The following is a 24,516-nucleotide window of genomic DNA, read 5'->3' as shown; positions in this document are numbered from 1 at the left end:
CTATTCAGCTCCCCGCATGGTGAAGAACCGCTGGCCATTGGTCACCAGCAGCTTGGTGACGTACTCCGGATCGAATCCCTCATCGAGCATGCGCGGTCCGTCGACGGCAGGGTTGAAATCCACTCCGGTAACTGCGCCGTAGGCCTTCTGATAGCTCCGTTTCCCGGAATCCGTGCCCAGCAGAATGCGGTCCCCGTAGCCCTTCTCACCAAGCTCCTTCAGCTCCATCATGCGGTTCGATTCCGGCTGATACTTGATGCGGTACGTACCGTCGATCTCCAACCAGACACCGGTGTCGAGGATCTGCTGGAGGTAGTAGACGTCGGCGTTCCGTTGGATATGACCGATCGCGATCTGGTCGGCGGGTACGCCCATCTCGATCAGTTGCTGCGCCTGTTCCAGCCCGCACGTGCCGTAGGTGGTGTGGGTGTTGATCGGTGCACCGGTCTCGAGGGAGGCCTTGGCGCAGGCCTCCATGCACTTGCGTTCGAAGGGCGTGATCTTTCCGTAGGCGGTGGCGACCTTGATGCAGCCGGCCTTGTACTCGGTGCGGTCGACAATCGGCCCGGAGTAGTCGTGCCGGTCGATTCCTTCGGTGATGTCGGCGATGAGCAGGTCTGCGATCTGATCCACGCTGTAGCGGCTCACCCAGTGGGACTGCGTTTCGAGGTACACGTGCTCGCGGTGGAAACCGGTGGTGGCCACGACCTGCAGGCCCGGGACGCGGCGGTTGACCTCGGCGAGTTTATCGAGGTCGCGGCCGCAGTTGACGGGGCACATGTCGACCACGGTTCCACCGTCGGCCCAGTTCCTCGATGCCTCGACGAAGTAGGTGGCTTCTTCAACGGCCTTGTCGACGTCCGCCAGCTGATGGTCGGCGTCGATGTAGACCTCACCAGCGCCAACCCTGATCAGATGATCGTGGGCGTTGACCACGCCGAGACTCTCAGGGGCCACGTCTCCGAAAATGGTGCGTACAAACTGTGACATAGTTTCACTCCTTGAAATTGACGCGAAAGGCGTTTCGCCTGCGTCGTACGCTGCCAGAGCTGCAGCAGCGTTGGGAGTGCTAATCTGCACAAATGTGCAGACCAGTTCCCGCACCATTCGTCAATATCGTTGTTTTCGCAGGAAAAGAAGTATACGGTGGAGCATGTAGCAAACCAACTGATTGAGAAGGTTGCAACTATGTGCGCGGATAGAGGACATAGCGAACGGGAGAGAGTTGAAGAGCTTCTCACCGTGGCCCGGTTGTACTACGAGCAGCATCTCTCGCAGGCCGAGATCGCCGAGCAACAGTTCTGTTCGCGGTCACGGGTATCGCGGTTGTTGAAGGAGGCCCGGGAACGCCACATGGTGCGGACGACGGTCCACCACCCCCTGGAGCAGTCCTTCGAGTTGGAACGCCAGCTACGCCGTCATCTTGGTCTGGAGCGGGTTTTCGTCGCCTCCTCCTCGGGGAAGAACACCGCAGCCCAGGACGTCGGTAGGCTCGCCGCCGACATCATCGAGAGTGCAGGCCATCGGCAGGCAGTTGTCGCCCTGTCCAACGGACGTTCGGTTGCTGCGGTGGTCGAAGCAATGCCGCAGCAGAACTGGCCGCTGTCCGTTGTCTGTCAGATGGTCGGTTCCTACGGTGGATCGGAGCACCATGCTGTGGACGCACCAGATCTGACCCGGCGTCTCGCTGCGCAATTCGGCGGGGGATACCGGTTGCTCCCCGTACCCATCGTTCTGCGCTCGGCGACCGCAGCCCGGTGGGCACGTCGTGAAGAAATGATGGTGACCACCCTGGAACTCGCGGCTCGTGCGGATATCGCTGTCGTCGGGGTCGGGTCGGTGGGACAGGGTAGTTCCAGCGCGTTGCTCCAGCGGTTCGTCACCCCGCAGATAACCCGCGAACTCAAGAGGTACAACGTAGTGGCGCACTTTTCCGGGCACCACTTCGATGTGAGGGGACGTCATGTTCACACCGCTCTTTGCGACCGGACTATTTCCCTCGCGCCCGAAAGACTCAAGAAGATAGATCTGCCGCTGGTGGTGGCCTGGGGATGGGAGAAGGTGGCGGCGATTTCGGCCATTGCCCGTTCCGACGTCAACCCCGCACTCGTCACGGACAGCGCGACTGCCGCGCTGCTCCTGGATTATCGTCTTTGATCCCTCCTGACCGGGGCCGGAAAACCTACGTCGTACGGCGTTATCCGGTGCGTCGATCGCTCCGGACCATCCCCCGTGCGGGGTGCCTGGTCTAGTCAGATACCTCTGTGATGTGGTCATCGGAGTCGCCTGCGCCACAGGGGCGGAGTGGCTGCTCCGGCTGCGTATCCAGGGCGTTTCCGGAGCCCGGTGCCCGGTCTCTGAACCAGGTCCGGACTGACGTTCCGGGGCATACGTCGTGGGGGTGGAGGTATCGGGACATCGAAAAATACGGGTAAGGCTGTCCAATGTGCTGGTAACCTGGTGCGGAGCCTTCCACGAAGAAGACATGAACGGCGACACCGAAGATCGCCGAGCAGAAGGCTGAGAAAAGGAGAACTCGCTTGCGCGACGTTACAATCACCAATGACACCGAATTCGGAATCGTCGAGGCCACCGCCACGATCGATAACGGCGATTTCGGTACCCGCACCATTCGCCTTGAGACGGGCCAGCTGGCCCGCCAGGCAGGCGGATCAGTCACCGCGTACCTCGATGAGGGCACGATGCTGCTAGCCACCACCACCGCCTCCAGCAATCCCCGTGAGGGATTCGACTTCTTCCCGCTGACGGTCGATGTCGAGGAACGCATGTACGCCGCCGGGCGGATCCCCGGCTCATTCTTCCGCAGGGAAGGGCGCCCCTCCACGGAGGCCGTCCTCGCCTGCCGTCTGATTGACCGCCCGCTGCGCCCGACCTTCGTCAAGGGGTTGCGCAACGAGGTCCAGTGCGTGATCACCGTTCTGTCGATGGATCCGAAGGACATGTACGACGTCGTGGCGATCAACGCCGCCTCCGCTGCAACCCAGCTCTCCGGTCTGCCGGTGTCCGGCCCCGTCGGTGGCGTCCGGATGGCGCTCGTCGTCGACGAGAAGCACCCGAAGGGTCAATGGGTTGCGTTCCCGACCCACGAGCAGCACGCCCAGGCATTGTTCGAGATCGTCGTCGCGGGGCGCATCGTCTCCGGAAAGAAGGGCGGTAAATCGGGCGACGATGTGGCGATCATGATGGTCGAGGCCTGCGCCACCGAAGACGTCATGGCCCGTGTCGCTGAGGGGGCGCCCGCCCCGACGGAGTCCGTCGTCGCCGAGGGACTCGAAGCAGCGAAGCCCTACATCGAGAAGCTCTGCGAGGCCCAGCGGCTGCTGGCTAAGGAAGCCGCGAAGGAAACGCAGGAGTTCCCGCTCTTCCCGCCCTACGCCGACGACGTGTACGCCGCGGTGGAGAAGAAGGCCAAGTCCAAGCTGACGAAGCTGATGACCATTGCAGGCAAGCAGGACCGCGACGATGCCACGAACGAGCACATGGCCGAGATCGAGGCTGCGCTCATCGAGGAGTTCCCGGAGCGCGGCAAGGAGATCCGCAACGCCTACAACGCAGTGATGAAGGCCGTCGTCCGGCGCCGAATCCTCACGGATCACTTCCGCATCGATGGCCGCGGCATCACCGATATTCGTGATCTCGGCGTTGAGGTCGACCTCATTCCTCGTGCTCACGGCTCCTCGCTCTTCGAGCGCGGCGAGACGCAGATCCTCGGTGTCACCACCCTGGACATGCTGAAGATGGAGCAGCAGATCGACTCGCTGTCGCCCGTCGACCACAAGCGCTACATGCACCACTACAACTTCCCGCCGTACTCCGTCGGCGAGACCGGACGCGTCGGTTCTCCGAAGCGCCGCGAGATTGGCCACGGGGCGCTCGCCGAGCGCGCCGTCCTACCGGTGCTCCCGACCCGCGAAGAATTCCCGTACTCGATCCGACAGGTCTCCGAGGCCCTCGGCTCCAATGGATCGACCTCGATGGGTTCGGTGTGCGCGTCGACGCTGTCGCTCTACAACGCCGGTGTGCCGCTGAAGGCCCCCGTTGCCGGTATCGCCATGGGCCTCGTGTCCGACGAAGTCGATGGGGAGACCCGGTACGTGGCGCTCACCGATATCCTCGGTGCCGAAGACGCCTTCGGCGACATGGACTTCAAGGTCGCCGGCACGGAGGACCTCATTACGGCCCTCCAGCTTGACACCAAACTCGACGGCATCCCGTCCGAGGTTCTCGCCAGTGCGCTGTCCCAGGCCCGGGATGCCCGCCTGGCGATTCTCGAGACCATGTCTGAGGTCATCGACGGCCCCGACGAGATGAGCGCCCTCGCGCCCCGCATCGTCACGGTCACCGTGCCGCAGTCCAAGATCGGTGAGGTCATCGGCCCGAAGGGCAAGACCATCAACTCGATCACCGAGGACACCGGCGCCAACATCTCCATCGAAGACGACGGCACCATCTACGTGTCCGCGTTCTCCGGGGAAGCCGCGGACGCTGCGATCGAGAAGATCAACTCCATCGCGAACCCGCAGATGCCGAAGGTCGGCGAACGGTTCCTCGGAACTGTCGTCAAAACCACTAACTTCGGTGCTTTCGTCTCCCTGCTGCCGGGCCGCGACGGACTCGTCCACATCTCCAAGCTGGGCGGCAAGAAGCGGATCGAACGCGTCGAGGACGTTGTCAACGTCGCCGACAAGATCCAGGTGGAGATCCTGGACATCGACAATCGCGGGAAGATCTCCCTCGCGCCCGTCGAGGAAGACGCCGCGGAGTAATCACCAACCCGGCGGACACGCCGACCAGAGCCACCGCTCCGGGCGGGTGGATTCCCAACGGAATTCGCTCCGCCCGGGGCGGTGGTCCGCGTCGTACAAGATGGGTCCAACCGGCAGGGGCCTCCGGTACCGCCGGTGTCACCCCACCCACCGGGACATACCCCGGGAAGAATCAACCAGGCGCGGTGCCTACACTGGTCCGGGAGAACGGTGCGCCGACGCCCGCGGCCACGCGCCCTGGGCGGTGTCGGTCCACCGGGAGACCCAGAGAAGGACTTGAGGAGCAGATATGGCAAACAGCGGATTCAGCAAGGTGGGAGTTCTCGGAGCCGGCGGCCGCGTCGGACAGGCGGTGGTAGAGGGGATCCGTGACGCGGCGGACCTCGAACTAGTCGCGGAGATCGACCGCGAGGACGCTCTCCGTGCACTGGTCGATGCCGGTGCCGAGGTCATCGTCGACTTCACCGCGCCTTCGGCCGTGATGGGCAATCTCGAGTTCTGCATCAGCAACGGGATCTCCTGTGTCGTCGGAACGACGGGGTTCACACCGGAACGTCTTGAGCAGGTGAGTACGTGGATCGCCGACTCGGACCACGAGGGCGTCGGTGTCCTCATCGCCCCGAACTTCGCGATCTCCGCCGTACTGACCATGGAGTTCGCGAAGCAGGCAGCCAGGTTCTTCGACTCCGCCGAGGTGGTCGAGTACCACCACCCGAACAAACTCGATGCCCCCTCCGGCACCGCGATCCACACCGCAGAGGGGATCGCCGCAGCCCGCCGGGACGCGGGATTGGGAGCGCAACCCGATGCCACCGATCAGTCCCTCGACGGTGCCCGGGGAGCGGATGTCGAAGGGGTCAAGGTACATGCGGTTCGGATGACCGGAATGGTCGCCCACGAAGAGGTCATTTTCGGCTCCCAGGGGCAGTCGCTGACCATCCGGCAGGACTCGTACGACCGAACGAGCTTCGTGCCCGGTGTCCTGGTCGGTATCCGGCGGATCCATGAGTTCCCCGGTCTCACCGTCGGGCTCGAGAACTTCCTCGATCTCTGACCCTGCCCCCTGTACCCCGCTTCACCCGAATCAAAACGAGGAGACACGTTCCGTGGCCCGACCCGTGGACCTGAAGGTGCAGTTGATTGCGCACACCACCTTCACACCGCCCGAGGATATCGATTGGGAGACTGACGCCGCAGACGGAGAAGCTCTCGCCGAGTTTGCCGGGCGCGCCTGCTACGAGACATTCGACAAGCCGAACCCGCGGACCGCGTCGAACGCCGCGTACCTGCGGCACATCATGGAGGTCGGTCACACCGCGCTGTTCGAGCACTCGAGCGCGACCATGTACATCCGGGGAATCTCGCGATCCGCAACCCACGAGCTCGTGAGACACCGGCACTTTTCTTTCTCCCAGCTCTCTCAGCGCTTCGTGCACTCGGAGCAGAGCGAGGTGGTGGTCCCGCGCCTGATCGCCGAGGATGAGGAACTCACCCGGCTCTTCATGCAGGGCGTTGATGAGGCACGTTTCACATTCAACGAGCTGCTCGCGGCACTTGAGGAGAAGCTTGTGGACGAGCCGAACGCCCTGTTGCGTCGGAAGCAGGCGCGGCAGGCGGCCCGGGCGGTTCTCCCGAACGCGACGGAGTCCCGAATCGTCGTGACCGGAAACTACCGGGCCTGGCGCCATTTCATCGGGATGCGGGCGACCGAGCATGCCGACATCGAGATTCGGACTGTCGCCGTCGAATGTCTCCGGTTGCTCCAGGGGATAGCCCCGACCATTTTCGGAGACTTCGACATCGTCACGGTCTCGGACGGGTCCGAGATGGCGGTCAGCCCGTACGTGACCGACTTCTGACCGCCGGATCAGCTGATCCAAGGGGCCGGTGCCACACGCCGGAGGGGCCGCAATGCCCGGCACGGTCAGCTGACCGGGTAACCTCGTGTGACATGAGCACAGGTATGACAGTCAGCACCGGGGCCGAGCACTTCGGCACCGTAGCCGTCGCAATGGTCACCCCTTTCAACCGTGACGGTGACCTTGACATCGCAACCGGTCGCCGCCTCGCCGCACACCTCGTCGACGAGGGGTGCGACGCCCTCGTTCTCGCCGGCACCACCGGAGAGTCTCCGACGACGACCGTCGATGAGAAGCTCACCCTGCTGCGCGAGGTCAAAGCCGAGGTCGGCGATCGAGCGAAGATCATCGCCGGAGCCGGAAGCTATGACACCGCGGCCTCTGTCGCCCTCGCGAAGGCATCCGCGGACGCGGGAGCTGACTCGCTGCTCGTGGTCACACCGTACTACTCGAAACCGGTGCAGGAGGGCATCTACCGGCACTTCGTCGCCGTCGCCGACGCCACCGATCTTCCGGTATGCCTGTACGATATCCCGCCCCGTTCGGTGATACCGATTGAATCTGATACCATTCGACGTCTGGCTGAACACCGCACGATTGTGGCCGTCAAGGATGCCAAAGGTGACCTCGCCGCCGCCACGCCCCTGATCAACGAGACCGGTCTCGCCTGGTACTCGGGAGATGATCCGCTCAACCTCCCCTGGCTGTCGCTGGGGGCCACCGGTTTCATCTCGGTGATCGGGCATGTCGCCGCTCGCCAACTGCGCGAGCTGCACACGAGTTTCGCCGAAGGCGATCTCGTCCGTGCGCGGGCAATCAACAATAAACTTTCCCCGCTGATCCGCGCCCAGGCACGCCTGGGTGGAGTCAGCTTCTCAAAGGGGGCCCTGCGACTGCAGGGCCTCGACGCCGGAGAACCCCGGCTGCCGCAGATCCCCGTGGATCAGGCGCAGCTCGGGGAACTCCGCACCGATTTAGAACAGGCTGGAGTCCTATAAATATGTCTGACACCCGTAATCGATCCCGGAAGGTGACCCGCAAGGCGGGTCCGCCGGAGGCCCCCGAGTTCAAGGCCCCCGAGCAGCCCACCCCCGCAGCCGAAGGCGCGGAGGGTGATGCCGGAACCGACAACCGGGGCACCAGGAAGTCCGATGCCGGTTCGCAGAACGAGGCACGCGGCAACCGTAAGGATGATCGCAGCGGAGGTAACGACCGGAACTCCGGTAGTAACCGCCGTGGACGTGGCAATAACTCCGGAGGTGGCAACCGCAGCAACAACGGCAGCGGTAACGAACGTGCCCAGGGCAACCGCGGCAACAGCCGCAACAGCTCCGCAGGTAACGGCCGGAACGTCGTCAAGTCGATGCAGGGAGCAGACCTCACCCGTCGTCTCCCGGAGCCCCCGAAGCCGCCGAAGAACGGCCTCCGTGTTATCGCGCTCGGCGGTATTTCGGAGATCGGCCGCAACATGACGGTCTTCGAGTATAACAACCGCATCCTCATCGTGGATTGCGGCGTGCTCTTCCCTTCCTCCGGTGAGCCCGGCGTTGACCTGATCCTGCCAGACTTCTCGTACCTCGAGGACAAACTCGACCGCATCGACGCACTGGTGATCACCCACGGCCACGAGGATCACATCGGCGCCATTCCGTGGCTTTTGAAGATGCGCCCCGATCTGCCGATCGTGGGCTCGAAGTTCACGCTCGCTCTGATTGCCGCGAAGTGCCGCGAACACCGACTACGCCCGAAACTGATCGAGGTCGACCAGGCCTCGGAGAAGGACTACGGACCGTTCAACGTCCGCTTCTTCGCCGTGAACCACTCCATCCCGGACTGCCTCGGCGTCGTGCTGAAGACGAAGGCCGGTACGGTTCTTCTCACCGGTGACATCAAACTGGATCAGACTCCCACGGACGGTCGTCCCACCGACCTGCCGGCGATCTCGCGCTACGGTGACGAGGGCATTGACCTGTTCCTCTGTGATTCCACCAATGCCACGACCCCCGGTATGTCCGGATCCGAGTCTGATATCGCCCCGACACTGCGCCGTCTGATCGGTGAGGCCAAGCAGCGGGTCATCCTCGCATCTTTCGCCTCGAACGTATACCGCGTCCAGGCCGCCGTCGATGCCGCCGTCGCGACCGGCCGCAAGGTCGCCTTCAACGGTCGTTCCATGATCCGCAACATGGAGATCGCCGAGAAGCTCGGCTATCTCAAGGCCCCCAAGGGAACCTTCATCAGCATGGATGAGGCCGGTCGGATGGCCCCGCACAAGGTCATGCTGATCACCACTGGCACCCAGGGCGAGCCCATGGCGGCACTGTCCCGTATGGCGCGTCGCGAGCACCGCCAGGTCACCGTTCGAGACGGTGATCTGATCATTCTCTCGTCATCGCTCGTCCCCGGCAATGAGGAGGCGGTGTTCGGAGTTATAAACATGCTCGCTCAGATCGGTGCCACCGTCATCACGGGCAAAGACGCGAAAGTGCACACCTCCGGTCACGGATACGCCGGTGAGCTGTTGTTCCTCTATAACGCTGTTCGCCCGAAGAACGCCATGCCCGTCCACGGTGAGTGGCGTCATCTCCGTGCGAACAAGGAGTTGGCTGTGTCGACCGGCGTCGACCGCGAGCGTGTCATGCTTGCGCAGAACGGTGTCGTCGTCGACCTCGTCGATGGTAAGGCCGAGGTCGTCGGTCAGATCCCGATCGGCAACCTTTACGTCGACGGTGTCACGATGGGTGACATCGACGATGAGGTGCTCGCGGACCGTACTGAGATGGGCGAAGGTGGTCTCATCTCCATCACCGTCGTCATCGACAATCGCACGGGACGCCCGCTGGAACGTCCGACCGTTCAGGCCAAGGGTTTCTCGGAGGATGCGACGGCGATGATGCCGGAGATCACCGAACTGGTCGACAACACCATGCGTCAGCTCGCCGGTGAAGGCGAGAACGATCCCTACCGCATGGTCCGGCAGCTGCGTCGCAAGGTGTCCCGCTTCGTGGAGCAAAAGTGGCGTCGCAAGCCGATGGTCATCCCGACCGTCGTTCCCATGAGCTCCGATAGCCACAGCCCGGTCCCGGACGAGGCTGTCCAGAAGGCCCGCGAGACCCGCTGATCCGCCACGATGATCACTGGCATGGCCCCGGCCCTGTCGAATCGGTCCACCGAACCGGTACGACTAGGCTGGGGCCATGACTTTTGCCGCATCCGAACGGGCCGCACTCGGCTCACTCCTCCTCGAACTCGGCCCTGACGCACCAACCCTCTGTGAGGGGTGGACCACGAAGGACATGGCGATCCATCTGCTCGTCCGGGAGAACCGTCCAGATGCGGCCGCGGGCATGTTCCTGCCTGCGCTCCACGGTCATCTCCGCTCGGTGAGCGAGCAGGTCGGATCACGCGACTACGCGGACATCGTGCGGCAATGGGTCTCCGGTCCGTCACGACTCAGCCCACTGCGGTTTCTCGACACCCAGCTGAATGTCGGGGAGCACTTCATCCACCACGAGGATGTGCGGCGTGCCCGCGAAGGCTGGGAGCCGCGCATCTTCGGAACCGACGACGCGCAGGCTCTGCTGACCGTTCTCCGCCGGTTCGGTGCCCGGCTGCTCCGGGGGTCGGAAGGGCCGGTGATCCTCGATCCTGACGGAGCCCCGTCGATCGTCGCCGCGGAGCGCCGCGGTGTCGCCAGCTACGGGTCGGATGTCGTCCGTGTATCCGGTTTCGCGGGTGAGCTCCTGCTTTTTTGTTTCGGCAGAAAGGAAGCGGTTGTGAAGGTGACCGGCGACCGGGACAGGATCCGGTTCACGAGTATCTGAGAGGGACTGCCGTGTGGCGGGGGGGGGAGGGAAGCGGTAACCTTCTCAACCGCGTTCCGGTGTGGCACCTGTTACTGGAGTGTCGGATGCGTCTATTCTTTCAGTCATGCCAGCCAAGAGCCGCCCCGGAACCACACGACGAGACAGCAAGCGCCCCGGTACCTCGCGCAGCCAGCGGAGCGCACCCCGCGCTGTTCAGACGCGTCCGGCGCAGCGCGCGGCAGTGACCTCCGACGAACGGACCGGAAGTGCCTTCCGGGCCGTCGGTGGAGGTATCCGGGGAGTGTTCGGTGCGGCGGCCAGGGGGATCGGAGACGCCACCCGGTCGATGAGTGCGCGGGATGACGTGGTAGCAGACGAACTCGGGGATGAGAGGACTGAGGAAATCACGTACTCAGATGACCGGAAGAGGCGGACAGTGAGCGCGGAAACCGGCGGCGGTAGACGGCGGGGCGGTCGTGACGCGCAGCGCCGCGAAGCCGGAACCGAGGTGAATGACCCTTCGGAGCCTGATCCCAATAAGCCGCAAAGCTCCCCTCACGACGGACTTGGACTGGCTCTCATCGCCCTCGCCGTCGTTCTCGGGGGTGCCGTGTGGCTCGATGTCGCGGGTCCCGTCGGCCACGCGATCGACGGTGGCGTGCGGTGGCTCATCGGGGCTGGGGCGCTCATCCTGCCCATCGTCCTTATCGTGGGTGCCGTCTCCCTCATGATCGGCCAGGGTGCTCAGAAGAACGAATCACCGGCACCCACGCAGCGAATCGTGGTGGGGGTCGTCCTCATCGTTGTGTCCATGCTGGGACTGATCCACATTTTCGCGGGGCTGCCCTCCGACATCCCCGGACGGCGTGATGCCGGCGGAACGGTCGGAGCCTTGGTTGGCGACGTCGCGGCCCGGGGATTCACCCCCTATATCGCGGTGCCGCTGCTCTTCCTTGTCATCGTCTACGGGGCGCTGAAGGTGACCGGTATAACGGTCCGGGAGTTCAGCACCTATCTCGGCGGGCTGCTCGAGCGGAGTGACAGCAAGAAACTAGAGAGTGGACGTCCCTCTTTCCTCGGGGGGCTCGCCGCCTTCTTCGGCTTCGGTGGGGTCTCTGACCCGGCGAACGGACGGGCGGACGCCGACGGTCGCGACAGTGACGACGGTGCCGACTGCGACGCTGATTTCGCGGAATATGAGGAGACCTATCGCCCCACTCGCTCGACGATGCCGCGCCGTCGACCGGCCAGTCCGATGGATGCGTACCCGCTGTCTGATGATGACGAGGACGAAGAACACACCCTGTTCTCGGTGCCACCCGTGCAGAGGCCTGCACGTACCGTACGCAAGCAGCCCCCGTCCGCCTCCGACACCAATGAACTGCCCGTGGTTCCCGATACCCCCCAGTCCGCGGCGAAACGGCGGCTGCCGGATGCCGTCGGTACCGGTGCAGCCGCGGTGCGTGCGGCTGCGGGGGCCGCGTCCCAGGCGGCTACGGGCGCCGCGGGGGCCGGCGCTGCTGTGGGGGCGGCGACGGTGGCCTCCCAGGGGATCGATGATGCGGTGTCCGCCTCAAGGAAGGCGGTTCGTGATGCTATCGTCGCCCGATCGGGAGTCGATGCCGCAGCGGTGCCCGCAGCCATTCCCGCCAGCGAACGGGACACCGCTCGTCTGCGAGAGGCAGGACCGGAACAGGCGTCGGTGGTTGCAGGATCCGACGAGTACGTCATCCCGAGCGCCGACATGCTTATCCCCGGAAACCGGCCGAAGACCCGGTCCGAGGCCAACGACCGGATGATCGAGGCAATCACCGAGGTATTCAGCGAGTTCAACGTCGACGCCTCGGTCGTTGGGTTCTCCCGCGGCCCGACGGTCACCCGGTACGAGGTCCAACTCGGCCCTGGCGTGAAGGTCTCGAAGATCACCAACCTGCAGTCGAACCTCGCGTACGCCGTCGCCACCGATAACGTCCGGATCCTGGCACCCATCCCGGGCAAGTCACTCGTCGGTATCGAGGTCCCGAACACCGACCGGGAGATGGTCCGGCTGGGTGATGTGCTGAACGCACCCGCGACCGTCGATAACCACGACCCGATGCTCATCGGCCTCGGCAAGGACATTGAGGGCGAGTTCGTGTCGCACTCAATGCAGAAGATGCCTCACCTCCTCGTCGCAGGTGCGACTGGTTCGGGTAAGTCCGCCTTCGTGAACTCACTGCTCGTCTCCCTGCTGACCCGTGCGACACCCGAGCAGGTGCGGCTGATCCTGGTTGATCCCAAGATGGTCGAGCTCACCCCCTACGAGGGCATCCCGCACCTGATCACACCGATCATCACGCAGCCGAAGAAGGCTGCGTCGGCGCTGCAGTGGCTCGTCGAGGAGATGGAACAGCGCTACATGGACATGAAGTCCGCACGCGTCCGGCACATTAAGGACTTCAACCGCAAGGTCCTCGTCGGGGAGGTCACCGCGCCGCAAGGGTCCCAGCGGGAATACCTCCCGTACCCATACATCGTGTGTGTTGTCGACGAGCTCGCCGACCTTATGATGACCGCTCCGAAGGAGATCGAGGATTCCATCGTGCGGATCACCCAGAAGGCCCGTGCAGCGGGCATTCACCTGGTGCTAGCCACCCAGCGTCCGTCCGTCGACGTGGTCACCGGCCTGATCAAGACGAACGTCCCGTCCCGGCTTGCATTCGCCACCTCGTCGCTCACCGACTCCAGGGTCATCCTCGACCAGGCGGGCGCCGAGAAACTGATCGGGATGGGTGACGCACTGTTCATTCCCCAGGGTGCCGGGAAACCGCAGCGGATCCAGGGTGCCTTTGTCACCGATGAAGAGGTCCAGGCCGTCGTCGATGCGGTAAAGGCACAGGCGGAACCGGACTACACCGAGGGAGTCACGGAGGACAAGGCCGGTGAAGCCAAGAAGAACATCGACGACGACATTGGAGATGATCTCGACGATCTGCTCCAGGCTGTTGAACTGGTGGTGACCAGCCAGTTCGGATCCACCTCGATGCTTCAGCGGAAACTCCGGATCGGATTCGCCAAGGCAGGTCGCCTCATGGACCTCATGGAGACCAGAGGTGTCGTCGGTCCCTCTGAAGGATCCAAGGCCCGTGAGGTACTCGTCAAACCCGAGGAATTGGACACGATCGTCTGGATGATCAAGGGAGCCGATCCCGCTGAGGCCCCCAGGGAAGACGACTTCGGCGGTGATCACGGCGGCGATGCTCACGCCGACGATGACGCCGGCGATGGTACCGCGGCGGTGACGACGAACCCCGCGGGCGGGGTATTCTGAACCGCATCAGTGTCCTGGGAGCCCGGTTGTGGCACCGGCGGGCGAAGCCGCTGTAGAGTGGTCTCGTTCATGGAGGGGAGTACCCCACCCATCGGCGCCGGTCGTCAACACGGTGGCCGTCCCGCACCGCGACGCCGGCCCAGCGGAACGGTTCCCCGGCTGCGTCGGCTACGCGTCCCGCGTAGCGGGGGAGACCTCCGGTTTTCACGTCGTACCCTGAGACCGGAGGTCTTTTCCAAGTGGAAGTAAACGCCCTAACCTGGGTTATCACCGTTGCCGTCTTGCTCGGATTCATCGTTTTCGACTTCGTCAGTCATGTCCGCAGCCCCCACGAACCCTCCATGAAGGAGGCCGCCGGGTGGATGGTCTTTTACGTCCTCCTGGCCTGCGCCTTCGGTGGATTCCTCTGGTTCACCTGGGGAGGTCCAGAAGGGAACCACCAGCACGGCATCGAGTTCCTCGCCGGCTACATCACCGAGCTCTCATTGAGCGTGGACAACCTGTTCATCTTCGCGTTGATCATCGGTTCATTCAAAGTTCCCCGGGCGTACCAGCAGAAGGTGCTGCTCATCGGGATCGCCCTGGCGTTGCTTTTCAGGGGGATCTTCATCGGACTCGGCGCGGCAGCAATCAACGCGGCCAGCTGGGTATTCTATATCTTCGGTGTTTTTCTCCTCTACACCGCGGTCAAGTTGATCGTTGATGAGATCCGGGGTGTGGAAGAGACTGAGGTGGATGACATGCTCGTCGTCAGAACGGTCCGGAAGGCTGTCCCTGTGTCCAGTAACTTCGACCGGGACCGGTTGTTCACCCGCGTCAACGGTCGAAAAATGGTCACACCGCTCATGATCTGCCTCGTCAGCATCGGTTTCATCGACCTGATGTTCGCCTTCGACTCGATCCCAGCTATCTTCGGCCTGACGCAGGAGCCCTACATCGTGTTCACTGCGAACGCCTTCGCGCTCATGGGTCTCCGTCAGATGTATTTCCTGCTTGACGGACTTCTCGACCGTCTTGTGTTCCTGCCCTACGGGCTGGGGGCGATCCTCGGATTCATCGGCGTCAAACTTACTCTCCACGCCATGCACGAGAACAGCGTGCCGTTCCTCAACGGCGGCGAGTCGATGCACGTCCCGGAAGTCTCGACGGTGTTCTCCCTGGTGTTCATCGTCGTCACCCTCGTCCTCACCACGATTGCCTCGGTGATCAAGACCAAGCGTGATGAGGCACAGGGCGCTGTGGCCCCCAAATGGAACAGAGCGAAGCACATCCACGACGATGCTTCCGCCAACTGACGCCGGATGGTCCCCGACGTGCGAAAGCCGTCATCCACACCGGGCATCGGCTTCTAGGAGGTATGACGACTTCCCTCCGGCGCCGCCGGTTCCGGACAGAGTCAGTCGCTGAAGACGTTGAGTACCGGGTTCCACGTGTGGAAAACCCGCGCGGTGAGTGCGCCTTCCGTATGGAACGGATCCTGGTCCATCAGCTTCCGCGCGTCGTCGAGTGAGGCGGGCTCGGGCAGGCGGATCACGATGAGTGCTCCGCCGTCACCGTCGGTGTAGGGACCGGATCCGATCAGCTGCCCCTTCTTCTTGAGCATTGCGAGAAACTCCCGGTGTCGTGGCCGGACCTCGGTGATCAGATCGGAATCAGCGGAATACGAGTACTCAACGGCAAAAGTGATCATGTACACCGATTGTAGTGACTGTGGTCCGCGGGAGTTTGTAGTGACTATGGTCCGCGGGGGCGCGGGCCACCGATATGAGTAGTGTAGAGAACTGTGAGTGGTGCCATGAAGAAATCCAGCGGGACGGCGAAGCAGCCGTCGAACCTCAACCTGCCCAACGTCCTCACCTCGCTGCGGATCATCGCCATTCCGTTGTTCGCCTGGTTGGTACTTCGAAGCGGCAGCGAACACGCAGGGTGGATGTGGTCCTCCTTTGCGCTGTTCATCGCGCTGATGATCACCGACAAACTCGACGGAGACATCGCCCGCGCCCGTGGGCTGGTGACGAACTTCGGGAAGATCGCCGACCCCATCGCAGACAAGGCCCTGATGATCGCGGCATTGGTCTGTCTCAACCTCACCGGGGCGTTGTGGTGGTGGGTCACCGTCGTGATCGTGTCCCGCGAACTCGGCATCACCCTGTGGCGCATGGGCCAGCTGCGTGCCGGTCGGGTTGTTCCCGCTTCACGGGGCGGGAAGCTGAAGACTGTTCTGCAGTCAGTCGCCGTCGCCCTGTACCTGGTCCCGTTGCCGGACTTCCTGCACCCCGTTGTCGTTTTAGTGATGCTCCTGGCCGTCGTGGTCACCGTTGCCACCGGCGTCCAGTACCTGATGGTTTCGCAGCGCCGGTGAGAACGCGGTGACACGGCAGGCTCGTCTCGCCCCGCTGGCCGCTGATCTGGTTGGTGAGCTCAGGGAGCGGGGGCAGACTGTCGCTTTCTGCGAATCCCTAACCGCAGGCCTGGCGTCTGCGTCCCTGGCCCAGGTCCCCGGCGCGTCCGCTGTTCTCCGCGGTGGTCTCGTGACCTATGCGACTGATCTGAAAATCCGGCTCGCGGGGGTGCCGCGGGACCTCGTCGCGCGTTATGGTGTCATCTCCGGGGAGTGCGCGGCAGCCATGGCCGTGGGTGCCCGGGACTTCTGTGAATCCAGTTGGGGTGTTGGGCTCACCGGGGTCGCGGGCCCGGATTCGCAGGACGGTCATCCCGTCGGCGAGGTCTGGATCGGACTGGCGCCACCGGGGGGTAGGGCCCGGGCGATCCTGGCCGGTGGCGGCCTTCTCCCCGGGGGCCGGGACGCCATTCGCACGGAGGCTGTTTCGGAGGCGTTTCGGCAGCTGTTTCGTGCGGTGGTGGCCTACGACTCGGGAAGCACCGGATCCTGAAAACACCAGCACAGCGACCCAGCCGGGTGGATCTCCCCGGATCAGGGAACAAATCCGGTACCTGCGACGTTGATAGTAGTGATGGCTACTTACACTGCTCTTCTCGACCAGCCGGTTCGCGCACCGGCACGTGCTGATGAACCCCGTGAGCCTCTGCTCCGTGAAGCGCTTGGTTCTGCGCTGCGGGCATTCCGGGCCGACCGGGGGATAACTTTGCGTGAACTCGCCGAGGCGTCGCGGGTTTCCCCAGGGTACCTGTCGGAGCTGGAACGCGGCAGGAAGGAAGTATCCTCCGAGCTGCTCGCAGCCGTCTGTCACGCGCTCGGCGCGACGGTCTCTGATGTTCTCATCGAGGCAGCCGGTTCGATGGCGGTTCACACCGCCGAGGCGGACCTTGCTGCGGTGTAGTGTCATAGCGGCTAGATTGGTAGCAGGACGGGGCCGTTCTCGGCCCGGATAGATCCGCGGCTGCCCGGTACACTCCGTGCCTCAGACCTCATCATGAGCCCACTGTCGTAGCTACCGTGGGCGGAACCTTAATGAACGGAAGGCTCGACTCTCACAATGGCTAACCCCTTCGTCAAAGCATGGAAATACGTTATCGCGCTCTTCGACTCGAAAATCGAGGAGAACGCCGACCCCAAGATCCAGATCCAGCAGGCCATTGAAGACGCTCAGCGGCAGCACCAGGCGCTGTCCCAGCAGGCCGCGACGGTTATCGGCAACCAGCGTCAGCTCGAGATGCAGTTGAACCGGCGGCTCGCCGAGATCGAGAAGCTTCAGGCGAACACGCGTCAGGCACTGGAGCTGGCGGATAAGGCTGCAGCTGAAGGTGACACCGCTAAGGCCACCGAATACACCAACGCCGCCGAGGCGTTCTCCGCTCAGCTCGTCACTGCGGAGCAGTCCGTTGAGGACACGAAGCAGCTCCACGACCAGGCCCTGCAGCAGGCGGCTCAGGCAAAGAAGGCCGTCGAACGGAATGCCATGATGCTGCAGCAGAAGGTCGGTGAGCGCACCAAGCTGCTCAGTCAACTCGAGCAGGCGAAGATGCAGGAGAAGGTCTCCGAGTCCCTGCGGTCGATGAACTCGATGACCGCTTCAGGCAGTACCCCGAATCTGGACCAGGTCCGGGAGAAAATCGAGCGCCGCTACGCGAATGCACTGGGCCAGGCGGAACTGGCTGAGAACTCAGTTGAGAACCGCATGGCTGAGGTCGAGCAGGCCGGTGTCCACCTTGCTGGACACAGTCGCCTTGAGCAGATCCGCGCCCAGATGGCTGCCGAGAAACTCGAGAGCGGCAGCCCTGACAAGGCACTGGAGTGGGAGCCGCAGTCGAACACCCCGAATATCGCTGATTCCGCGGTGGAAGAGAAGATGCGCCAGCTGCGCGAGGAGAACAGGTAGGTTCCGTATCCCCGGACAAGGATTCGCAAGAGGATGGCACTGGCCTCACGGCAGAGCCGTCCTTCGGCCATTCAGATGGCCCATGTTTCGGCCGCCGGGTGGGGACCGCCACGGTCTAGTCGTCGACACCCCGGGCGAGAGGTCTAGTCGTCGACACCCCGGGCGAGAAGTGCATCGGAGATACGCTGCGCACGCCGGATGGACCGGATAATAACCGGGGTGCCGAATGCCGCCACCGACATCGTTGCTCCCCGGGCCTTCCGCGCATCCAGCACCTCGCGGACGGTGGCCAGCTGGAGCGGAATCAGCCTGATGGTGAGGGACATCGCCAGACTGATCTTCGCGGCGGGAAACCCGAACCGCTCCAGGGGCCGGAGACTGTCCTCAAGAGCTTCCATCATCGCGGATACCCTGGTCGTCAGCGTCAGCAGCGTCGCCGCCATGATGGAGGAACTGATCAGGAGAAAGACGACCGCTGCCGGTTCGAAGCCCTGCTGCCACCACTGAAACGCGGCGAAGAAGCCGAGCAACGGGAGAGCCGGCCATATCTGTCCCCAGGCGATTCGAACAGGTATCCGAGCTAGGGTAATCAACAGTATGACCGCGAGCAGACAGCCAACGGCTCCCCGGAGCGAATGGATCAACGCCGTTGAAGTGATGATGTAAGCGATGAGCAGTAGGAATTTCCATGTGGGATTCATTCTGTGAACCGGGGTATTACCGGGGACGTACACCCCCATCGGGATCGATGACATGATCGCCCGTGCCATCAGTGCCCATCCCCGGTCATGAGATCGCGGTAGAGGGGGACGACCTCGTCGGGTGTCCCATCCGCGATGATCCGGTGCTCGTGGACACAGATCACGCGGTCAAATCCCGTGAGGAAATCGAGATCATGGGTGACCACGATCACCTGCTGTTCCAGGCGGTCGAACTCGCGTCTGATCCGGAGGCGGTTCCGGAGATCGAGCAGGGTCGTAGGCTCGTCAGCGATGATCACATCGGGTGCGATGATGAGGACCGCTGCGAGCGCGAGCAGCTGCTTCTCGCCACCGGAGAGCACATGCGGCGAGGAATCCGCCAGATGGCCGATCCGGAACCTGTCGAGCATCGCGTGGACGCGGGCATCACGGTCCCGCCGACTGAGCTTCATCCGACGGAGGGAGAACGCCACGTCCTCCCGTACCGTTGGCATGATGATCTGGTTCTCCGCATCGGAGAACACGAAACCGACCTTGCGCCGGATATCGCGGCCGTGAGTCGTGGAATCGACACCGTCGACGGTGACCGTTCCTGTCGTCGGTTCACCCAGACCGTTGATCATTCGTATCAGTGTGGATTTTCCGCCTCCGTTGGCTCCGATAACCCCGATCCGTGATTCTGTGAGTTCTAGAGAGACGGGCTCGAGGACGGTCCTGCCGTCGAAGACAGCCGAGACCTCGTTGAAGACTATCCGGGGCATTCGTCGTCGACCTTTCGCGCGCGCCCCGCAGCCCCGGGGGAAAATGGATCAGGATCCCGTCGTGAGAACCCGTGTGCGCTTCTGTCCACACGGCGCGACCGGGAAGTTACGGAGGCCCGGTGCCGGTGGTCGGTACCGGGGCTGCGGTACCGGGGGCACCCGGGGTAGGGGGTGGCGTCCGCGATGGCTACTCCGGTTTCGGGTTCGCCGCGGGTCGCACCCCGGATTCCGTACCGGAACTGAACCTGCGGAGATCCGGGAGTGCAGCGTGGACGCCCACCGCGATGATCACACCGACGATGGTCTTAATGATCGCACCCGGAATGAACGGGATCTGGACCTTGAGAGCCTCGACCAGCGTCATGTCGAGACGCCACATGAGGCCGAGGATACCGAAGAAATACTGGACCAGCATCGCCGCGAGGAACGCGAGGGTGAAGTTGATCGCCATGCCGCGGCGGTGGCGCGGTGCCCGGGCGCTCAGCACGCCGGCGATGAGCGGCGCGAGGAGGTATCCCAGCAGGTATCCGACGGTGGGGCCACTCAGGGCGGTGAGGACACTCTTGCCCTGGGAGAGGACGGGTAGACCCACGATGCCGAGCAGAAACACGATCACGAGGGCGAGGAAGCCTCTGCGGGGACCGAGGATGAGGCCGGCCATGATGCATGCGGCGTTCTGGAGGACGATCGGTACTCCTGCGCCTCCCACCGGGATCGAGATATACCCGAGGACAATGATGAGGGCGGCGAAGACCGCGGAGTAGGCGAGGTCACGGACGTTAAATATACTTTTGGCATTCACATGTGCAGACAGTACCCGGATGTGCAGCACTTGAACAGCGTTCATGTCTGAGGGGGTGCGTCCCGCGGCGGCGATGGCGCGACGCGACTGTAGGATTGCCGTCATGCGCCTGCATCAGTTCGATCGACTCATTGACGCGGAATTCGGCCATTCGCACGGTATGTGGATCATGAGGTCCCACGTTCTGTCGCGCCGCGGTCGGACAGCGCTCGAACTCATCGAGGGCGGCGTCGATCCTCGGGATGTCTGGTGGGAGATCTGTCGTGATTTCGAAATTCCGGAGGATCGGTCTCTCGGGCCCGACGAATGACCTCTGGGGAGGGGAAACGCCATTTTCCCGCACCTCCGTGTCGCGTTGAAATCGAACACGTGTGCGTGTACGCTCGAGCCGTGTCAGGGACCCCGGATACCATACGACCTGACTCCCCTGGGTATCGACGAACGCGGTCACCCATAAGTCCGTCAGACCACTCCCACGGGGGTGAGACGGAACTTGCGGGATCCTTTTCGCCCCTGCCGCGGGTCCCACGTAGGGTAGCTTCCCTGCCGCGGTGATCCAGGCTGGGAACAACCGTTCCGCCCGTCGGCGGAGCCCTGAGCTTTCCGCTCACCCGAACATTCCAGTACCACCGAAAACAGAGCACGAGGTTCCCACCGCAATGGCAACGAAGAAGAAGACCAACGCAGCGTCTACCGGAGATGAGCGTCGCAAGGCCCTTGATGTGGCTATGTCACGGATCGAGAAGGACTTCGGTAAGGGCGCGGTGATGCGGCTCGGAGACGATAACCGGCCACCGGTGAAAGCGATCTCCTCGGGAAACACCGCCATCGACATCGCTCTCGGCGTCGGTGGATTTCCGCGGGGCCGAATCGTCGAGATCTACGGTCCCGAGTCCTCCGGTAAGACCACCGTGGCACTTCATGCGGTCGCACAGGCGCAGAAGGAGGGCGGGATCGCGGCGTTCATCGACGCCGAGCACGCCCTCGACCCGGATTACGCCCGCAAGCTTGGGGTCGACACCGACAATCTTCTGGTGAGTCAGCCGGATACCGGCGAACAGGCACTGGAGATCACGGACATGCTGGTCCGCTCCGGGGCCATCGACATCATCGTCATCGACTCCGTGGCGGCCTTGACCCCGAAAGCCGAGATCGAGGGTGAGATGGGTGACTCCCACGTGGGGCTTCAGGCCCGGCTGATGAGTCAGGCTCTGCGGAAGATGACCGGGGCCCTGCACAACTCCGGTACCACGGCGATCTTCATCAATCAGCTGCGTGAGAAGATCGGTGTGATGTTCGGTTCCCCCGAAACCACCACAGGCGGTAAGGCGCTGAAGTTCTATGCCTCGGTCCGCTGTGATGTGCGGCGTATCCAGACCCTCAAAGACGGGCAGGATGCGATCGGTAACCGGACCCGGTTGAAGGTCGCGAAGAACAAGGTGGCCCCACCGTTTAAGCTCGCCGAGTTCGACATCATCTACGGTGAGGGTATCTCACGGGAGTCCTCGATCATCGATCTCGGCGTCGAGAATGGAATCGTCAAGAAATCCGGATCGTGGTTCACCTACAACGGCGATCAACTCGGACAGGGTAAAGAGAAGGTCCGGCTCTACCTCAAGGACAACCCGGATATCTCCGACGAGATCGAGCACAAGATCTTCGCCAAGCTGGGTGTCGCCGGACACACCGATGATGACGCACTGAGTGATGATCCGGTGGATGTCATCCCGAATGTCGATTTCGACGACATCGACGATGACACCGCCGGTAAGTAGAGGCGCGGCTGAACCTGTCGTACCGCACAGCAGACGGAAGAGGATCACAGGAGCATGATGAGGGAGGAAGATACCGCTGACGGTGAGTGGAGAGCCCGACAGCTGACCGTGGACCGCCTCCGGGATGCGGTCCACGCCGTTGAATCCAAGGATCCCGTCTTCATTGACATCGAGGCGGAGAAAGACAGGACTGCGGTCCGGCACCGGGCTCTTCGTCTCCTGGACCACCGATCACGGTCGCGGCAGGAACTTGACCGGAGACTCGGAGACCTCGAGTTTCCGGCCGGAGTCGTCGCTGATGTCCTCGACGATCTGGAACGGGTCGGTCTCATCGACGATGAGACCTTCGCGTACGAGTGGGTTCGTCAGCGTCACCGGCGCCGGGGGAAGTCACGGGACGTCCTGGACAGGGAACTCCGGGACAAAGGTGTCGCACCCGAGCTGCGGATCCGCGCGCTCGACCAAATCGCGGAGGCGGACGAGCGGGCGATGGCCCTTCACTTGGCCCGGAAGAAAGCACAGACCACGGTGGCGTGTGCGCCGCGGGAACGCGCGGACCGGGATCGTGCTTTGAGGCGCATACTCGGCGTCCTGGGGCGCCGGGGCTTCCCCCAAGGGATGTCCATGGAATTGGCGCGGGAAGCTCTCGAAGAACGGATCTCGGAACTCTCCTGACCCGGACGCGGGTGACCCGGATGTCGGCACCACGGGGTAGCGTCGTGACCCCTCGTCAGTGTCACCGTCGCGGTGGGATCATTCCCCTTGCGGACGCAGGTCGCGGTGAGATGGCTCGTGCCAGTCGACGACGGCGCGGTCCTTGGTCTCGACGCCCTGGTCGGGGTGCTCCGGAACCTTCGCGACGATGAGTTTGCGTGCGCGTCCTGCCCGCAGCTGGCGTTCGATCCGTTCAGCCAGTCGTGTCAGCGCGTAGTTGATCACAATCATGATGACCGCCACCATGATGAGTGCGGGGAAGTAGTTACGGTATGCGGATGCCGACTGCAGACCGGAGCGGACGATCTCGATGTAACCGATCTGGTAGCCGAGAGCCGCGTCCTTGAGGGCGATGACCATCTGTGAGATCAGGGCAGGCAGCATTGCCGCCACCGACTGGGGGAGAAGGATTGACCAGGTCGCCTTACGGTGTGACAGGCCGAGCGCCCTGGCGGCCTCCATCTGACCCTTCGGTAGAGACCGGATACCGGAACGGAGGATCTCTGCGATCACCGAGCCGTTGTACATGGTCAGTCCGAACACCACCGCGGAGAACGCGAGCTGTGATGACGGAACCAGGTTGTAGAGCGCGAACATCTGGTAGGCGAAGATCATGAGGATCAGGACCGGAATCGCCCGGAAGAACTCGACGATGATGCCACAGAAAATGGACACCAGCCGGTTAGGGGAGAGACGACCCAACCCGAGGAGCGTACCGAGCACGAGTGCAAGGATGATCGAGCAGAACGCCGACTTGAGTGTGCCCCACAAACCCGGGAGGAGATAGGTCGTCCACGTGGTGGACTTCAGGAAGGGGGTCCACTTCCCCGATTCGAGCTGACCGTTGTCGTGGAGAACCTGGAGTATCCAGACTCCGATCGCCAGCGCCCCGAGGAGCGTGATGACCGTCAGGATCCGGTTGGTGAGTCGTCCCTTCGGACCAGGAGCGTCATAGAGAACTGTTGCGCGTACGCTGCTGCTCATCTAGTTCTTCACCGCCAATGTCGTCGAGTAGTGGCTGACCAGGAGACCCATGGGCAGCGTGAGAATGAGGAATCCGAGGGCGAAGATCCCGAAGACCAGGAATCCTTGCGCTGCATGGTTCTCGATGGTCGCCTTCATCAGGAGCGAGGCCTCAGCGACACCGATGACTGAAGCGATCGTCGTGTTCTTGGTCAGGGCGATCAACGTGTTGCCCAGTGGGACGATTGCCGCCCGCAGGGCTTGCGGGAAGATCACCGACGCGAAGATCTGCGGGAACGTCAGTCCCAGTGACCGCGCAGCCTCGGACTGCCCGAAGTGCACGGTGTTGATGCCGGAGCGCAGGGACTCCGCCACGAAGGCGGAGGTGTACAGGACGAATCCCAGGACCGCGAGCCGGAAATTGTTCGACTCGATGAAATGGGAGTTGTCCGGGGCGAGCGTCAACCCGAGATTCCCGTATAACCCGATCGAACAGAACAGGACGATCAGCGTTAGTGGCGTGTTCCGTACCGTGTTGATGTAGAGAACGGACAATCGCCGCATGATCGAGACCGGGGAGACCCGCATCGCGGTGAGCACCGTACCAAGGAGAAAACTGCCGATGGCCGACAGGACCGTCAGTTGAATGGTAACCCAAAACGCAGGCCAGAGTGCCGGCGCGAGGTCGCTCCACATGGCGTTCATAAGCGGTGCAGACTCCTTATCGGTGTCGGAGA

The 24,516-nt window shown here is 63.1% G+C and carries 23 protein-coding genes; 16 read left to right on the top strand and 7 right to left on the bottom strand.

What is annotated here, in order from left to right; translation table 11 throughout:
• The gene (locus JDV76_RS06845; RefSeq protein WP_198736105.1) at window positions 1-990 is read right to left on the bottom strand and encodes a phosphotriesterase family protein; all 990 of its coding nucleotides are present in this window, start codon (window positions 988-990) and stop codon (window positions 1-3) included.
• Between the two features lie 198 nt (window positions 991-1,188).
• Here JDV76_RS06845 and JDV76_RS06840 point away from each other — a divergent pair, with 198 nt between their 5' ends.
• From JDV76_RS06840 to JDV76_RS06800, 9 genes are all read left to right on the top strand, one after another.
• On the top strand, window positions 1,189-2,157 hold the full coding sequence (locus JDV76_RS06840; protein ID WP_198736104.1) for a sugar-binding transcriptional regulator: 969 nt from the start codon (window positions 1,189-1,191) through the stop codon (window positions 2,155-2,157).
• A 383-nt stretch (window positions 2,158-2,540) separates the two neighbouring features.
• Complete coding sequence (locus JDV76_RS06835) at window positions 2,541-4,787, top strand: polyribonucleotide nucleotidyltransferase (RefSeq protein ID WP_198736103.1); 2,247 nt, start codon at window positions 2,541-2,543, stop codon at window positions 4,785-4,787.
• A 289-nt stretch (window positions 4,788-5,076) separates the two neighbouring features.
• Entirely contained in the window at window positions 5,077-5,841 is a 765-nt protein-coding gene (gene dapB, locus JDV76_RS06830) for a 4-hydroxy-tetrahydrodipicolinate reductase (RefSeq protein ID WP_198736102.1), read from the top strand.
• 52 nt (window positions 5,842-5,893) lie between these two features.
• Window positions 5,894-6,646 carry an FAD-dependent thymidylate synthase gene (gene thyX / locus JDV76_RS06825; RefSeq protein ID WP_198736101.1) on the top strand — a complete coding sequence of 251 codons (753 nt, stop codon included), beginning with the start codon at window positions 5,894-5,896 and terminating at the stop codon, window positions 6,644-6,646.
• Window positions 6,647-6,738: 92 nt separating this feature from the next.
• Complete coding sequence (dapA, locus tag JDV76_RS06820) at window positions 6,739-7,644, top strand: 4-hydroxy-tetrahydrodipicolinate synthase (RefSeq protein ID WP_198736100.1); 906 nt, start codon at window positions 6,739-6,741, stop codon at window positions 7,642-7,644.
• 2 nt (window positions 7,645-7,646) lie between these two features.
• Window positions 7,647-9,767 (top strand): ribonuclease J, encoded by a 2,121-nt coding sequence (locus JDV76_RS06815; protein ID WP_198736099.1) that lies wholly within the window; start codon window positions 7,647-7,649, stop codon window positions 9,765-9,767.
• Window positions 9,768-9,843: 76 nt separating this feature from the next.
• On the top strand, window positions 9,844-10,470 hold the full coding sequence (locus tag JDV76_RS06810) for a TIGR03085 family metal-binding protein (protein WP_198736098.1): 627 nt from the start codon (window positions 9,844-9,846) through the stop codon (window positions 10,468-10,470).
• 106 nt (window positions 10,471-10,576) lie between these two features.
• Window positions 10,577-13,762: a DNA translocase FtsK gene (locus tag JDV76_RS06805; protein WP_198736097.1), complete on the top strand. Its 3,186-nt coding sequence runs from the start codon at window positions 10,577-10,579 to the stop codon at window positions 13,760-13,762.
• Window positions 13,763-14,001: 239 nt separating this feature from the next.
• Window positions 14,002-15,057: a TerC family protein gene (locus tag JDV76_RS06800; RefSeq protein WP_198736096.1), complete on the top strand. Its 1,056-nt coding sequence runs from the start codon at window positions 14,002-14,004 to the stop codon at window positions 15,055-15,057.
• Between the two features lie 101 nt (window positions 15,058-15,158).
• Here JDV76_RS06800 and JDV76_RS06795 read toward each other — a convergent pair whose 3' ends face one another.
• Window positions 15,159-15,452 (bottom strand): YciI family protein, encoded by a 294-nt coding sequence (locus JDV76_RS06795; RefSeq protein WP_198736095.1) that lies wholly within the window; start codon window positions 15,450-15,452, stop codon window positions 15,159-15,161.
• 105 nt (window positions 15,453-15,557) lie between these two features.
• Between JDV76_RS06795 and pgsA the strand changes: the two genes are divergently transcribed.
• The 4 genes from pgsA to JDV76_RS06775 all read left to right on the top strand — a co-directional run bounded on the left by pgsA (window position 15,558) and on the right by JDV76_RS06775 (window position 18,063).
• The gene (gene pgsA, locus JDV76_RS06790) at window positions 15,558-16,124 is read left to right on the top strand and encodes a CDP-diacylglycerol--glycerol-3-phosphate 3-phosphatidyltransferase (RefSeq protein WP_198736094.1); all 567 of its coding nucleotides are present in this window, start codon (window positions 15,558-15,560) and stop codon (window positions 16,122-16,124) included.
• A gap of 7 nt (window positions 16,125-16,131) precedes the next feature.
• The gene (locus tag JDV76_RS06785) at window positions 16,132-16,656 is read left to right on the top strand and encodes a CinA family protein (RefSeq protein WP_248140808.1); all 525 of its coding nucleotides are present in this window, start codon (window positions 16,132-16,134) and stop codon (window positions 16,654-16,656) included.
• Window positions 16,657-16,737: 81 nt separating this feature from the next.
• Window positions 16,738-17,064 (top strand): helix-turn-helix domain-containing protein, encoded by a 327-nt coding sequence (locus tag JDV76_RS06780; protein WP_198736093.1) that lies wholly within the window; start codon window positions 16,738-16,740, stop codon window positions 17,062-17,064.
• Between the two features lie 156 nt (window positions 17,065-17,220).
• A complete protein-coding gene (locus JDV76_RS06775) occupies window positions 17,221-18,063 on the top strand; it encodes a PspA/IM30 family protein (protein ID WP_198736092.1) in 843 nt (280 codons plus the stop codon).
• A 143-nt stretch (window positions 18,064-18,206) separates the two neighbouring features.
• Here JDV76_RS06775 and JDV76_RS06770 read toward each other — a convergent pair whose 3' ends face one another.
• The 3 genes from JDV76_RS06770 to JDV76_RS06760 form a co-directional block, all read right to left on the bottom strand.
• Window positions 18,207-18,818: an energy-coupling factor transporter transmembrane component T family protein gene (locus JDV76_RS06770; RefSeq protein WP_198736447.1), complete on the bottom strand. Its 612-nt coding sequence runs from the start codon at window positions 18,816-18,818 to the stop codon at window positions 18,207-18,209.
• A 14-nt stretch (window positions 18,819-18,832) separates the two neighbouring features.
• Window positions 18,833-19,525, bottom strand: a complete 693-nt coding sequence (locus tag JDV76_RS06765) for an energy-coupling factor ABC transporter ATP-binding protein (protein WP_198736091.1) — start codon at window positions 19,523-19,525, stop codon at window positions 18,833-18,835.
• 187 nt (window positions 19,526-19,712) lie between these two features.
• Window positions 19,713-20,327 (bottom strand): biotin transporter BioY, encoded by a 615-nt coding sequence (locus tag JDV76_RS06760; protein WP_376992952.1) that lies wholly within the window; start codon window positions 20,325-20,327, stop codon window positions 19,713-19,715.
• 103 nt (window positions 20,328-20,430) lie between these two features.
• Here JDV76_RS06760 and JDV76_RS06755 point away from each other — a divergent pair, with 103 nt between their 5' ends.
• The 3 genes from JDV76_RS06755 (at window position 20,431) to JDV76_RS06745 (ending at window position 22,777) form a co-directional block, all read left to right on the top strand.
• On the top strand, window positions 20,431-20,637 hold the full coding sequence (locus tag JDV76_RS06755) for a DUF3046 domain-containing protein (protein ID WP_198736090.1): 207 nt from the start codon (window positions 20,431-20,433) through the stop codon (window positions 20,635-20,637).
• A gap of 349 nt (window positions 20,638-20,986) precedes the next feature.
• Window positions 20,987-22,102, top strand: coding sequence for a recombinase RecA (gene recA / locus JDV76_RS06750; protein ID WP_198736089.1), 1,116 nt, complete (start codon window positions 20,987-20,989; stop codon window positions 22,100-22,102).
• A 54-nt stretch (window positions 22,103-22,156) separates the two neighbouring features.
• Window positions 22,157-22,777 carry a regulatory protein RecX gene (locus tag JDV76_RS06745; protein WP_198736088.1) on the top strand — a complete coding sequence of 207 codons (621 nt, stop codon included), beginning with the start codon at window positions 22,157-22,159 and terminating at the stop codon, window positions 22,775-22,777.
• A 78-nt stretch (window positions 22,778-22,855) separates the two neighbouring features.
• On the opposite strand, the gene JDV76_RS06740 is transcribed toward JDV76_RS06745, so the two are convergent.
• Both JDV76_RS06740 and JDV76_RS06735 read right to left on the bottom strand, forming a co-directional pair.
• Window positions 22,856-23,800, bottom strand: a complete 945-nt coding sequence (locus JDV76_RS06740) for an amino acid ABC transporter permease (RefSeq protein ID WP_198736087.1) — start codon at window positions 23,798-23,800, stop codon at window positions 22,856-22,858.
• Window positions 23,801-24,484, bottom strand: coding sequence for an amino acid ABC transporter permease (locus JDV76_RS06735; RefSeq protein WP_198736086.1), 684 nt, complete (start codon window positions 24,482-24,484; stop codon window positions 23,801-23,803).
• Window positions 24,485-24,516 lie beyond the last annotated feature (32 nt).

The sequence above is a fragment of the Corynebacterium marambiense genome, from assembly GCF_016342275.1.
Lineage (GTDB): Bacteria > Actinomycetota > Actinomycetes > Mycobacteriales > Mycobacteriaceae > Corynebacterium > Corynebacterium marambiense.
Note: the sequence above shows the minus strand (reverse complement) of the source record. Positions and strands in the feature narration are given on the sequence as shown.

Excerpts from the sequence above, each read along its gene's own strand:
- JDV76_RS06845 (WP_198736105.1), bottom strand. The coding sequence starts at position 990 with ATGTCACAGTTTGTACGCACCATTTTCGGAGACGTGGCCCCTGAGAGT.
- JDV76_RS06840 (WP_198736104.1), top strand. The coding sequence starts at position 1,189 with ATGTGCGCGGATAGAGGACATAGCGAACGGGAGAGAGTTGAAGAGCTT.
- dapB (WP_198736102.1), top strand. The coding sequence starts at position 5,077 with ATGGCAAACAGCGGATTCAGCAAGGTGGGAGTTCTCGGAGCCGGCGGC.
- dapA (WP_198736100.1), top strand. The coding sequence starts at position 6,739 with ATGAGCACAGGTATGACAGTCAGCACCGGGGCCGAGCACTTCGGCACC.
- JDV76_RS06815 (WP_198736099.1), top strand. The coding sequence starts at position 7,647 with ATGTCTGACACCCGTAATCGATCCCGGAAGGTGACCCGCAAGGCGGGT.
- JDV76_RS06810 (WP_198736098.1), top strand. The coding sequence starts at position 9,844 with ATGACTTTTGCCGCATCCGAACGGGCCGCACTCGGCTCACTCCTCCTC.
- JDV76_RS06805 (WP_198736097.1), top strand. The coding sequence starts at position 10,577 with ATGCCAGCCAAGAGCCGCCCCGGAACCACACGACGAGACAGCAAGCGC.
- JDV76_RS06795 (WP_198736095.1), bottom strand. The coding sequence starts at position 15,452 with ATGATCACTTTTGCCGTTGAGTACTCGTATTCCGCTGATTCCGATCTG.
- pgsA (WP_198736094.1), top strand. The coding sequence starts at position 15,558 with ATGAAGAAATCCAGCGGGACGGCGAAGCAGCCGTCGAACCTCAACCTG.
- JDV76_RS06780 (WP_198736093.1), top strand. The coding sequence starts at position 16,738 with ATGGCTACTTACACTGCTCTTCTCGACCAGCCGGTTCGCGCACCGGCA.
- JDV76_RS06775 (WP_198736092.1), top strand. The coding sequence starts at position 17,221 with ATGGCTAACCCCTTCGTCAAAGCATGGAAATACGTTATCGCGCTCTTC.
- JDV76_RS06770 (WP_198736447.1), bottom strand. The coding sequence starts at position 18,818 with ATGTCATCGATCCCGATGGGGGTGTACGTCCCCGGTAATACCCCGGTT.
- JDV76_RS06765 (WP_198736091.1), bottom strand. The coding sequence starts at position 19,525 with ATGCCCCGGATAGTCTTCAACGAGGTCTCGGCTGTCTTCGACGGCAGG.
- JDV76_RS06755 (WP_198736090.1), top strand. The coding sequence starts at position 20,431 with ATGCGCCTGCATCAGTTCGATCGACTCATTGACGCGGAATTCGGCCAT.
- recA (WP_198736089.1), top strand. The coding sequence starts at position 20,987 with ATGGCAACGAAGAAGAAGACCAACGCAGCGTCTACCGGAGATGAGCGT.
- JDV76_RS06745 (WP_198736088.1), top strand. The coding sequence starts at position 22,157 with ATGATGAGGGAGGAAGATACCGCTGACGGTGAGTGGAGAGCCCGACAG.
- JDV76_RS06740 (WP_198736087.1), bottom strand. The coding sequence starts at position 23,800 with ATGAGCAGCAGCGTACGCGCAACAGTTCTCTATGACGCTCCTGGTCCG.
- JDV76_RS06735 (WP_198736086.1), bottom strand. The coding sequence starts at position 24,484 with ATGAACGCCATGTGGAGCGACCTCGCGCCGGCACTCTGGCCTGCGTTT.